Raw genomic sequence first — 11,666 nt, forward strand, 5'->3', positions numbered from 1 at the left:
AGAGCCGCCTACGTCCGCCACCAGACCTGCTGATCCGCGGTGTGGATTGCACTTGCGATGATCATTTTGTCGCACCGTGAGACGCGCCCTCGTTCTCTCAAGTTGGTTCATTGGAACGAAACTTGGCGCGCAATGTCAGTCGCACCCTCTAGTGTCTTCATCACGCGTACGGCTCTTCCGAGCCGCACGCCGAAATGCGGCCCGCGGTAGGGCTTCCTTCGGCGTGCCTACGCGAGACGATGACAGGGGGTCCGCCCACCAATGAAGATCACTCCTTCCGCGCGTGTGCTGCGCATGCTCGGTGAGATCGAGTTCGACGAGTGGCAGTGCATCGCGGAGTTGATCGACAACGCCTTCGACGACTTCACCGAGATCCATCGCTCCGGAACCCCTTGGGCGGGCGGGTACCGGGTGAGCGTCGAGCTCCCCAACTCGGCCCAGGGCCAGCTCGTGATCACCGACACGGGACGTGGCATGACGTATGACCGGCTGGAGCGGGCCGTACGGGCCGGCTGGTCGGGCAACGACATGCACGACAAGCTCGGCCTCTTCGGCATGGGGTTCAACGTCTCGACGGCGCGGCTCGGCAAGCGCACGCGCGTCCTGACCACTCGCCAGGGCGACACCGAGTGGATCGGCGTGGAGATCGACCTCGACCGCATCGGAGACGACTTCGAGGCCGAGGACATCACGGAGCCGAAGACCGATCCAAACGAGCACGGCACCCGCATCGTCATCAGCCGCCTGCACCCCACGCGCGCTGCGTGGCTGCGGAAGAACGGCTCGGCTCTTCGCAACATCCTGGGGCAGGTCTACTCCTGGCTGCTCCTGGAGCGTCCTTTCGAGCTGTGGATCGGCGGCTTCCAGGTGAAGCCCGTTCGGCATTGCCGCTGGGGGGAAGATCGCTCGGTTCTCTACAACAACAAGGAGCGCATCCCCGCCTACATCGAGATCGACCAGAAGCTGGAGAACGGTCTCGCCTGCGGCGACTGCGGTCAGTGGCAGCTCACCGATCGTGACACCTGTGAGGACTGCGGGAGCAACCGGCTCACCGAACGCGAGCGCCGCGTGCACGGGTGGCTCGGCATTCAGCGGTACATGCACAAGAACGACTACGGGATCGACTTCCTGCGCAACGGCCGCAAGATCCTGCGCTGGGACAAGCAGCTGTTCACCTGGCGCAACCCTGACGGGGCAGCGGGCAACGAGGAGCCGGAGTATCCGGTGGACCTCGCCCATCAGGGCGGCCGCATCATCGGAGAGATCCACCTCGACCACGTTCCGGTCACGTATCAGAAGGACGCCTTCGAGTACGGGGACCGCAGTTGGCGCTCGGCGGTCGAGATCGTGAGGGGAGTCGCGCCGCTGCTGCCTCGACGCGCGGCGGACATGGGTTACGAGGAGAACGGCAGCCCGCTCGCCCTCCTCTTCAAGGCATTCCGTCGTAACGACGCCGGTCGCCGCTACCTGGTCCCGGGTGACGGACGTAAGCCGATTCACGACGACACCCGCCGGTGGGGACAGGAGTTCCGCCGGGGCAACCCCGACTACCAGACGGACGAGCGCTGGTGGCAGGCGGTCGAGGATCACGAGGCCGCCAAGAGCAGGGGCAAGAACGCGAAGGCGGCCGCCGTTACCCCGGGGAGGCCCGACGAGGCGGCGGTGTTGGAAGCCCTTGGCTTCGGTGGAACGGGGACCGGCGAGCCGAGCACTCCCGCGAGCGATGAGGACGCGTCGAAGCTCGCCACCGAGGCGCAGTCGCCGAAAGACCTCGGCGGCACCGCTTCCTCCGCGCCGACCTCGGAGCAGCGTCCGGAGACCAGGCAGGAGCGTGTCACGCGCTACATGGAGAGCTCCACCACCTACCCGGCGCTCAGCCGCTCCTTCGGTCACCCGCGCGTCGGCTTCGTCGAGGTCGAGACGCGTCAGCTGACGGCCGGTGGCCTGACCGACGAGAACCTGCATCGCACCCCCGTCCTGCTCGATCAGCGCGCCGGCAACAGCCTTGTAGCGTTCCTCGACCTCGATCATCCGATCTTCCAGAAGTTCGGTGCGGACCCGGCCGACCTGCTGCTCGCCGAGGTCGCGGTGCTGCTCAGGGTGCGGGCGGAGACGGAGTGGAGCCACTCCGAACTCATCGCGGCGATCCGGGCTGAGTCGCTGCCCGCCACCGCCCTGGACGCCCAGTTGATCAGCGCCGAGGCGCAGGAACTCCTTGCCGAGATCCGCCACCGCATGGTGTCGGAGCTGGACCGCACCGGCGAGGCGGAGAAGGCGTATCACTTCCTCTCGCCGGACGAACTCACCGCGACCGAGCACGCAATGATCGCCAACGGCAAGGTGACCCGTACGGCCGATCTCGGTACGAACGGTGAGTTCCTGCTCCACGTGCCGGCGCTGTTCCTGGTCCGTCTCGTCGAGTCTCTGCCGTCGGCGTTCATGGACAACCGCGTCTTCCAGGGTGTCTATGAGGGCGTCGCCTCCGCCTCCGCGCGGCGGCTCAGCCTGGCTCGCACCGTCGGTTACCTCTCCGACGTAGCCACGCAGGCGACCTTCGCGGGGGCCAGTCTCCCGAATCAGCTGCTGCGCACGAGGCTGAGTATCCGCCTGCTGGCCGACGACCTCGCGGAGGAGAAGTGACCGCCGTCTTCCTCACGGCGGAGGAGCTGTTGAGGGGAGGGCCCGCAGGTCTCACACATGCCACAGAGCGGGCCCTTTGGCACCTCGGCTTCAACGACGTGCGCGTCATCGACGGAGCTGGCGACCACGGCGCGGACCTTCTGGCCGTACGTGGGCGGGAGCAGTGGGTTTTCCAGTGCAAGTGGAAGTCGGGCGGGAAGGTCGATCGCGGTGGCGTGGACGATCTGGAGCGGGCCCACGCACGCTACCGCGCCGACAAGGCCGTCCTGGTGACCAACACCGACATCAACACGGTGGCGGCTGCCCGCAGCGCGGCACTCAATGGTGTCGGCGTGCCCATCAGCCTGTGGCATGGAGCGACTCTGGGGTCCATCGGTGACCAGATGCCCGAGACGGTTCCCGCGAAGTACGCGCTGCGCCCCTATCAGGCGGAGGCGGCCGAGGCCGTGATCCGCGACCTCGACGCGAACGGCACCGCCCTGCTCGTACTCGCGACAGGGCTCGGCAAGACGGTGGTGGGCGGAGAGATCATCGGTCGTCATCTCAGGGCCAACCCGGACGCCAAGATCCTTGTCGTCGCCCACATGAAGGATCTCGTCGCGCAGCTTGAGAAGGCGATGTGGCGGCACATCCCCAAGTCGGTTCCAACGCGCCTGCTCACGGGGGATAGTCGGCCCGAGAGCCTCGACGGAGTCGTCGTCGGAACCGTTGAGTCCGTCTTGAGTGCCGTACGTGTGGGCTATCAGCCCGATGTGATCATGATCGATGAAACCCATCACGTGGCCGAGACCGGCAGGTTTGCGGAATTGCTCAATCTGTGTGGGGATGCTGAGCAGTTCGGGGTGACGGCGACGCCCTGGCGTGGCGACAAGTTTGACATCACTTCTCGCTTCGGGTATCCGAGCTTCAAGATGGGCATCGCGGAAGGCATGGCCGCCGGCTACCTGTCGGCCGTCGACTACCGGCTGTACGTCGACAATGTTGACTGGGACGTGGTCAGGGACGCCAGCGTGCACGGCCAGTCGATCAAGGACCTCAACAAGTCTCTGTTCCTGCCGCAACGCGACGAGGAGATCGTCGAGCACTTCCGCGAGGCATGGCGAACGACGGTCGACCCGAGGGCCATCGTCTTCTGTCAAACCATCGAACACGCCGAGCACATGGCCCGGTTGTTCGCCGCGTCCGACTCGGCTTGGTCCAACGCGTCCTTCCTCCACAGCGCGCTCCCGCGGCAACGGCGCCAGGTCCTGCTCAACGAGTTTCGGCTCGGTCGGGTGCCAGTGATCACGTGCGTCGACGTCTTCAACGAGGGGGTGGATGTTCCGGACGTCAACCTCATCGCCTTCCTGCGGGTCACGCACAGCCGGCGGATCTTCGTCCAGCAACTCGGGCGCGGGCTTCGGCTCAGCCCCGGCAAGGAAGCCCTGCGGGTCCTCGACTTCGTGACCGACATCCGAAGGGTGGCGGCGACCCTGGAACTCCGGCGATCGCTTGAGGCGCAGGAAGTCCAGGAGAGCGAACACCTGCGCGTGCGTCTGCCGTACGCCTCCCGAATCCAGTTCAGCGACGAGACCGTCGGGTCCCTGATGGACCACTGGATCCAGGACGCGGCGGACCTTGAGACCCAGGCGGACGAGGTCCGCCTGCAGTTCCCTTTGACGAGAGGAATCGAATGAGCAACTACGCGATCCCCACCGACCTCGAAGAAGAAGTCGTGCGCCTCCTCTACAAGCGGATGGCCGACCTCAACTGGATCTACCTGCCGGATGCCGACCGCACCCGTCACTACGTGGCGTGGACGTCCGACCCGGCGATCGGGGGACGGCTTCTGCCCTTCATCGGGAAGACCGAGAAGATCCGACCGTGGCTCAAGGACAGGCCCATGAAGGAGTACGTCCGGGCCACCTACGGAGTGGGTAAGTGGGCCCCGCTCGTGGCCAAGCCCTCTACCCCGGTCAGCGAGCTCGTTGTGCGGGCGCTCGGTCCCGGTTGGGAAGTCGACCTCGAGACACTCGCCATCAAGCCGCTCTGCGTGAAGATTCGCTACGAGGGCGACGAGGAGACGGAGCAGCGCTTCGCCTGGGCTCCGATGCGCGACTTCAAGCACCTCGCGTGGGCGGCCATCGCGGCACAGGCTGGCGGCGACGCGTTGCCCTGGGTCATCTGCACGGTGGATTCCTTCGTTCGGAAGATCACCCCGGAGCAGAAGGCGACCAACCAACGGATCGCGCATCGGCTCGGACTGATCAGCGCGCATGTCACCGATGACTGACGGGGACGGCGCGAGGACCGGGGTTGTCGACGACTGGCTTGGCGCCGCTTGGCTCGTTCTGCCTCCCCGGTCACGGCGCATCGTCGAGGACCGCGCCCGTGGAGAAACGCTCGGAAGTATCGGTCAGCAGCATGAGATGAGTCGCGAAAGAGCTCGTCAGTTGCTGGTGAAGGCACAGGGGCGCCTCTCCTGCTACGCAGACGCTTTCGTCCCTGACTGGCGTGATCGGCTCATGGCTCTGACGGTCAGTCCGGCGGTACCCGAGTCCAAACTGGCTGCGGCGCTGGGCGTACACGAACACATCAGTGTGGGGCTTCTCGTCCAGGCTGCGGGGGCTGAACCTCCGTTGACCTGGGCTGGTCGTCTGCATGGCTGGTGGACGCGCAACCCGACCGCCTTGGAGGTTCTGCTGCGAGCCGGAGTGGAGGAGGCACCGCTGCGTGGGGAGGACGTCGCGGTGACCTTCGCGTCGGCCGGTGTGCCGGACGATGTTCCGCTGTTGGAGCTGCTTGGGCACTCGAAGAGTCCCCTTGTGCCTGGCCTCGATGGATCTTGGCTACGTCGTCGAGCCCGCGGTAGGGACGCGGCCTACCTCTACCTGCTGGCGAATGGCGAGCCCTGCCCAGCTAAGGACCTGCTCGAACCGACTGGGATCAAGCGGAGGGCCGCCGTCGTCGAGGCGCTCAGGCGCGACGAGAGATTCGTCCAGCTCCGGCTGGAGGGAAAGTGGGCCCTGGCCGAATGGCCACACCTGAACGTGACTCCGTACGCGAACGCAGTGGACGCCTTCGTCGCCGTGCTGACCGAACTGGGGCCGTTGCCGAAGGACGCCCTGTTCGTCAAGGTCGGCGAGCGGTACCCCGTCACGCTGTGGCGCCTCCAGCAGTGTCTGCTGGACGACAGGGTGGGCATGACTGGAGACGGATCGATCGATCTTGTCGCGCGTGGAGCCGCTCCGATCGAGGAGAGTGAGCCAGCACAGCCGGCCACGATGGCCGCCGACCCTGCCGGAAACGTGCTCGGGGTCCGGCTCACGGTGGATAAAGACATCCTCCGCGGCAGCGGCGTCGTCGTCAGCAGCTGGCTTACATGGCAGCTCGGAATGCGGCAGGCTCCCATGGTCAGAACATTCTCCGTGGCTGGTCATCCGACGCCGATCACCCTTAAGCGGGCGACGAGTGCGGCCCAGTTCTCCAGCCTGCGGGTGCTGGCTAAGGAGAACGGAATGGTCGGGGGCTGCGAATTCGTACTTTTCCTCCGCACGGACGACTCGACCGCCCGCATCGAGCACATCTGTGCCCGCCAGTACTGCCGGGCAGTGGCGGCCCCGCAGGTAACGTGAGGCCAGTCGGCCCTCATGAGCAGCAGCCGCAGGAGTGGGGGCCGTCGATGAACTAGTGCCGCATCAGGCAACGTTCGCCTCTTCCTGATGAACCGTCCGGCTTGCTGCGCTGGGTAGCGCCGGACGGTCAGAATGATCACGTGGCTGAACGTGTGCAGGTCCGTGAGATCGATGACGATGAGGGCAGACGGTTGCTGCGGATCGTCCGCAGGGGCACCGGCTCCGTGGTGACCTGGCGGCGGGCCCAGATGGTGCTGCTGTCCGCCCAGGCCATGCCGGTGGCGAAGATCGCCGAGGTGACGTTCACCAGTGCGGACCGGGTCCGCGACGTGGTCCACAACTTCAACGCCGACGGCTTCGACTCCCTCTACCCGAAGTACCGAGGCGGGCGGCCCAGGACGTTCACGCTGCCCGAGCGCCGGGAGATCAAGAAGATCGCAAAGTCCAAGCCGGCCGAGCACAGCCTGCCGTTCTCGACCTGGAGCCTGGCCAAGCTGGCGGACTTCCTGGTCGCCGAGGGGGTGGTCGACGACATCAGCCACGAGGGCCTTCGGGCCCTGCTCCGCGAGGAGGGCGTCTCGTTTCAACGCGTAAAGACCTGGAAGACCTCCCGCGACCCCGACTACGCGGCCAAGAAGGCCCGGGTCGAGCACCTCTAAGCGATCGCCGACCGCGAGGTCATACCCGAGGAAGGCGAGCCCGAAGTCGTCTTCTGCCTGGACGAGTTCGGTCCACTCAACCTCCAGCCCCATCCCGGGAATCAGTGGGCGGAGCGCGGCGGCAGGCACAAGGACCCCGACCGCGAACCGAGGCCCCGCCGCCGGGCGACCTACACCCGCCCGCACGGGGTGAGGCACCTGTTCGCGGCCTATGACCTGGCAAAAGACCAGCTCTACGGCCATATCAAGAAAACCAAGAACCGCTCGAAGTTCCTGGAGTTCTGCCGCTATCTGCGCTCGCTGCACCCGATGGACGTGCGCATCGCGATCGTGTGCGACAACTACTCCCCGCACCTGACCACGAAGCGGTGCCGGCGGGTCGCCGCCTGGGCGGAGGCGAACAACGTCGAGATGGCTTACACCCCGACCAACAGCTCCTGGCTCAACCGGATCGAGGCCCAGTTCACCGCCCTGCGCTATTTCGCCCTCGACGGCACCGACCATCCCAGCCACAAGGCTCAAGGCAGCATGATCCGCCGCTACATCATCTGGCGGAACAAGAACGCCGCCGACAAGCGCCTGACCGCCATCGTGAGCAGGGCCAACGCCGCCTGACCTGCGACGGCACCAGCTGGTGTCACCGAAGGTGGAGGAAGCTCCGGACGTCGTCATAACCGTCGAGAGCCCGACCATCCACGTCCGCCGGGTCCGCTTCAGCACGCATCGCCAGCGACCTCGCCAGCGCGAGGGCGTCGTCGCCGAGACGGCCGAAGCGCCGAGCGATATGGCCCAGGCACAGGCCGACCAGCCCGAGCAGCGGACTGCCCGATACCGCGCGCGTCCCGACCTCCATGCACCAGTGCTCGACGAACTCCCGGTCGTCGTCGTTCAAGGCGATTCCGACCAGGGCGTCCGCCGCTTCGCCCTCGTGCGAGGGGTCACGCAGGGCCCGCTCCAACGTCTCGACTACGACCTCATGAGGCAGCGCGGGAGGGTTCTCGAAGCTCAGGTGAGAATGCATCCCGCGAGACTACGTGCCCCGCGCGACCCGCAATCGACCAGCAAGACGGGGCGAACGTTGCCTGATGCGGCACTAGGCCAGCGAGCTGGGTCTTCCAGCCGCGGGTGCGGTAGCCGTTGGAGCCCCCGCCGTCGGCGGTGATCAGCAGTCGATGGGCGCGGGGGTAGTCGTGTCGGCCGCGGGCCTGCCACCAGCGTCGGATCGAGGCGACGGCGAACGTTGCTGTGTCGTGATCGGTGCCGATGCTGACCCAGCCGGTGTTCGCTGCCATGTCGTAGATTCCGTATGGAATTGCCTTCGCGGCCTGGCCGGGGAAGTCGTGTGTCTTGACCCTCACGGGTTGCCCTGCAGGCTGCCATTCGTGCCCGGCGTTCTTGTAGTGGCCGATCAGTTCCTTCTTCTTGCTGTCCACGCTGATCACCGGGTCACCGGCGTCCCTGTGGTCTCGTGCCTGCTCGTTGAGGTAGCGGAACTGGGCGTCTCTGTCGGGGTGCTGAGTGCCTTCGATGGTCTTGGCGTTGGCCTGCAGACTGAAGCCTTCCTCCCGCAGCAGGCCGGCGACCGTGTCGGCGGAGACCCGGTGACCCTGGCGGGTCAGCGCCGCTGCCAGCTTCCGGGTCGACTTCGTCGTCCAGCGCAGCGGCGACATCGGATCACCACGCTCGTCGGGCTCGACCAGCCCAAGCAGAGCCGGCCACAGCCCCGGATCAAGGTCCGCTGCCCTCTTCCGGCCACCACCAGGACGACGAACCCGCCCCAACAGCACCTGGCCAGACTCCAGTTCGGCCACTCCGCGCGAGACCGTACCCTCCCGAACCCCGGCCGCGGCGGCGACGAGTCTGATCCCACCATGCCCCAGCGACAGCGCTTCCGCCCCTATGGCCAGCCGACGCTGACGCTCATCGAGATGCGGCAACAACACCTGGAACTTCGCCGCCAGAACATCCTCGGCCCCCTCCGGTCTCCCCATACCAGAACAACGAGGCCGACAGCAGGAAGCCACGACTTGTTTCCCGGCAAGCCCTAAGCCCTTCTGGCCACCATCCAGTGCCACGGACTGCCGTCAATCACGGAATCGAACTCTCCGGTCACAGTCCAGCCATCCATCCAGCGCCCTCTGCCATGATTCTTGGCCCGGCAGGAGCATGTACATAAAGGTCCTTCAGCCTCTCTGCACCTCACGTTGCACTTCTCGTTGGGGTTGTACTCTCGCCCCACCAAGATCATTCTGTAGTGTTGCATCAGCGTGTCTGCAACTGTCTGGAAGTGTCGATTATTGACCGTCCAGCACTCCAAGCGTGCACTCCAGGATGACGTCACGTTCCGCCGCGTCAGGTCTTGCACTCGGTACGCCTGCATGGGCTTCGAGTAACCGGGGACCCATGCGCCAATCCACCCAGCAGAGGGCAATATTACCGAAGGGAGATTTTCTCCGTTCCATTCCGGCACCCACTTTGGAGCTGGCATCGGGGGAGCAGAAGATGGACGAAGCTGCGGCGCTTCCCCAGACGTCGCGGCTCGCATCGGCAGAAGCGACTTACGCAGGAAGCCTGGCCTTACCGGCTGGGCCCTTTGAGCGCTGCTGGCTACGATGGCAGCCACGCGGCCTGTCAGCAGGCCGGAAGAAGCGCAGCTTCGCTCGCCGTGGGGGCCATTGCTGTGAGCCTCTGTGCTCCCGTCCTCGGTGACCCTGACGATCTGGCAACAGTCCTGGCAAACCTGCATCTCGCCCATAAGGGAGGCCCTTTCAGCCTATGACCCAGAATGCTTTGTCTGGGGAATGCCGACCCTCCTGATGATGCTGGTGATCGACTAAGATGTACATGTGTCGGTCGCGACCACCATGCTGTCGATTCCCTACTTCCGGCCAGCCAGCTCCTCAAAGAGCCGGATCCCCTCGCGCGTGGTGTGCGGGCGGCCCGCGTCACGGCCGTGCGCATCGGGCCAGGCGAGCGTCTCATCGTCGACCCGGCGCTGCATGCGCGTTGCAGCATCCCTCTGAAGTGGTCGCACTTGGTGGCGAAGGCAATCTCGTCGCCGATCCCGGCGGCCTGACGCCGGTCGCGTTCCTCGGTCGAGGAAGCCGGGATGTAGAGCGCACGGCCAAGCAGTGCCCAGCCCTTGGGTGAGGCGTAGGCCCGGAAGGTGCCGACCTCGCGGATTGCGCCTGAGGCAGTGGAGCGGTCGCCTCCGTGCAACTCGGGGAGCGCCGCGTGCGGCAGCCCAGCCTCAGGCGCACCAGCGTGACCAACAGCCGGTCCACGAACACCGGCTCGCGAGAGGGACCGGCCCCTGCAGCGCGGCGCGCCCGCCACGTTGCTCGCGCAGCGCCGACTCACGTGAGGCCTGCCACTTGGGTGCGAGTGCTTCGAGGAACTCGCCGACGTGTGCACGAGGGAAGGATAGGAGCAGGCCGCACGGGCCCAGGCAAGCGTCACAACTCGCTCAACCCGTGCGGTCCTTCTCACGTCACGGGCCGACCGCCACCGCTCCCAAAGTCGTTAGCGGAAGTCGTAGTCCTCGTCCATGCCGCTGGAGAGCCAAATTTCCTCGGCTCCAGCGAACGAGTAGCCCTCGGGCTCCTCCTCGTAGTCGACCGAGTCCGGACCTTCGATGTGATCCTCGCGGATCATGCAACGGCAGGGGAAGATCTCCTGGGTGGGTTCACCGTTGACGATGCTGTTGACGGCACGGTCGTGCAAAGGTCCCGTGGGCATACCCCGATGCTACCGAGTCGGACCAATGCCCCCTAATAACGAGCTCGTGCATGGTTAGCGGTGACGTTGGCCCTGCCAGCTCGTTAGGCCGTTCGTGGTGGGGATGCAGGCACGTGGGTTGATCATGTCGGAGCGTCGGGTCACGGGCCTTTCAACGGCTGTGATTGCCGATCTGGTCGCGGAGTTGGGACCGATCTGGCAGGCCCGCAGGGATGCCGAGCTACTCGACCGACCGCGCCGGCGAGCGGTCGGAGCGGGCGCGAAGTACAAGCTGGTCTTCGTCGACCGGCTCCTGGCCACACTCGTTCATCTGAGGCACGGCGTCACCCACGACGTGCTGGCCTGCTGGTTCCAGGTGGACCGGTCGACCATCACCCGTGCGGTCGGCGAGATCCGGCCCCTCCTCGCCGACCGTGGCTGTCGCATCGAGGGTGGCCTGCGACTTCGCACACTTGCCGATGTGATCACCTATCTCGGCGCCACCGGCCAGACCGCGCTGATGGACGCCACCGAGATCAGGGTCCGTCGCCCGGGCGCACACCGCGGCGGACGCAGCCGGTTCATCTCCGGCAAGAGCCGCATCAACGCAATGAAAGCCCTCGTCGTCACCGACCAGCGCGGACGACCACTGTTCTGCGGCGAGGTCCGGGCCGGCTCCGTCGCCGACATCACCCAAGCCCGTGACGCCGGCCTGGTCGACCTGCTCGCCGACACCATTGACCTGCAGATCCTTGCCGATGCCGGCTACCAGGGCCTCGCGGCCCAAACCTACGGCCAGGTCGTCACCCCACCACGCAAACGCCGCGGCAAACACCTCGAACATCTGCAATGGCTGATGGCACACCACGAAGCCGCCCGCTTCGCCCACTCCTCAGCCAGAATCCCCGTCGAGCACGGCATCGCCCACCTCAAGAACTGGAGGGCCTTCCCCCGTGGTGGTGGACACGCGTCTTTGATCACGCGGCGAGCGTGAGCTTAGCGGCGTGGTGGCGGCGTTCGTATTCGTTGGGGCTGA

Annotated in this window: 7 protein-coding genes and 2 pseudogenes; 6 read left to right on the plus strand and 3 right to left on the minus strand. The window is 66.0% G+C overall.

Going from position 1 to position 11,666, the window contains the following annotated elements; all coding sequences use genetic code 11:
• Positions 1-261: 261 nt before the first annotated feature.
• From ACFYY2_RS23795 to ACFYY2_RS23815, 5 genes and pseudogenes are all read left to right on the plus strand, one after another.
• Positions 262-2,640 (plus strand): ATP-binding protein, encoded by a 2,379-nt coding sequence (locus ACFYY2_RS23795; RefSeq protein WP_388746044.1) that lies wholly within the window; start codon positions 262-264, stop codon positions 2,638-2,640.
• The gene (locus ACFYY2_RS23800) at positions 2,637-4,316 is read left to right on the plus strand and encodes a DEAD/DEAH box helicase family protein (RefSeq protein WP_388746045.1); all 1,680 of its coding nucleotides are present in this window, start codon (positions 2,637-2,639) and stop codon (positions 4,314-4,316) included. The genes ACFYY2_RS23795 and ACFYY2_RS23800 overlap by 4 nt, the downstream gene beginning before the upstream one ends.
• Positions 4,313-4,912 carry a hypothetical protein gene (locus ACFYY2_RS23805; RefSeq protein WP_388746047.1) on the plus strand — a complete coding sequence of 200 codons (600 nt, stop codon included), beginning with the start codon at positions 4,313-4,315 and terminating at the stop codon, positions 4,910-4,912. Before ACFYY2_RS23800 ends, ACFYY2_RS23805 begins: the two co-directional genes overlap by 4 nt.
• A complete protein-coding gene (locus ACFYY2_RS23810) occupies positions 4,905-6,254 on the plus strand; it encodes a sigma factor-like helix-turn-helix DNA-binding protein (protein ID WP_388746048.1) in 1,350 nt (449 codons plus the stop codon). The genes ACFYY2_RS23805 and ACFYY2_RS23810 overlap by 8 nt, the downstream gene beginning before the upstream one ends.
• 140 nt (positions 6,255-6,394) lie before the next feature.
• A pseudogene (locus ACFYY2_RS23815) lies at positions 6,395-7,528 on the plus strand (IS630 family transposase).
• 22 nt (positions 7,529-7,550) lie between these two features.
• Here ACFYY2_RS23815 and ACFYY2_RS23820 read toward each other — a convergent pair.
• The 3 genes and pseudogenes from ACFYY2_RS23820 to ACFYY2_RS23830 form a co-directional block, all read right to left on the minus strand.
• Positions 7,551-7,934 carry a hypothetical protein gene (locus ACFYY2_RS23820; protein WP_388746050.1) on the minus strand — a complete coding sequence of 128 codons (384 nt, stop codon included), beginning with the start codon at positions 7,932-7,934 and terminating at the stop codon, positions 7,551-7,553.
• A 73-nt stretch (positions 7,935-8,007) separates the two neighbouring features.
• Positions 8,008-8,904, minus strand: a pseudogene (locus tag ACFYY2_RS23825) (ISAzo13 family transposase); the annotation flags it as partial.
• Between the two features lie 1,531 nt (positions 8,905-10,435).
• Complete coding sequence (locus ACFYY2_RS23830; protein WP_388746052.1) at positions 10,436-10,651, minus strand: hypothetical protein; 216 nt, start codon at positions 10,649-10,651, stop codon at positions 10,436-10,438.
• A gap of 103 nt (positions 10,652-10,754) precedes the next feature.
• On the opposite strand from ACFYY2_RS23830, the gene ACFYY2_RS23835 reads away from it, so the two are divergent.
• Positions 10,755-11,624, plus strand: coding sequence for a transposase family protein (locus ACFYY2_RS23835; protein WP_388746084.1), 870 nt, complete (start codon positions 10,755-10,757; stop codon positions 11,622-11,624).
• The last annotated feature ends 42 nt before the right edge of the window (positions 11,625-11,666 follow it).

This window comes from Streptomyces sp. NPDC001822, from assembly GCF_042892135.1.
Taxonomy (GTDB): Bacteria; Actinomycetota; Actinomycetes; order Streptomycetales; family Streptomycetaceae; genus Streptomyces.

What these genes read in the sequence shown, in the direction of transcription:
- ACFYY2_RS23795 (WP_388746044.1), top strand. Translation starts at nt 262, where the DNA reads ATGAAGATCACTCCTTCCGCGCGTGTGCTGCGCATGCTCGGTGAGATC.
- ACFYY2_RS23805 (WP_388746047.1), top strand. Translation starts at nt 4,313, where the DNA reads ATGAGCAACTACGCGATCCCCACCGACCTCGAAGAAGAAGTCGTGCGC.
- ACFYY2_RS23810 (WP_388746048.1), top strand. Translation starts at nt 4,905, where the DNA reads ATGACTGACGGGGACGGCGCGAGGACCGGGGTTGTCGACGACTGGCTT.
- ACFYY2_RS23820 (WP_388746050.1), bottom strand. Translation starts at nt 7,934, where the DNA reads ATGCATTCTCACCTGAGCTTCGAGAACCCTCCCGCGCTGCCTCATGAG.
- ACFYY2_RS23830 (WP_388746052.1), bottom strand. Translation starts at nt 10,651, where the DNA reads ATGCCCACGGGACCTTTGCACGACCGTGCCGTCAACAGCATCGTCAAC.
- ACFYY2_RS23835 (WP_388746084.1), top strand. Translation starts at nt 10,755, where the DNA reads ATGCAGGCACGTGGGTTGATCATGTCGGAGCGTCGGGTCACGGGCCTT.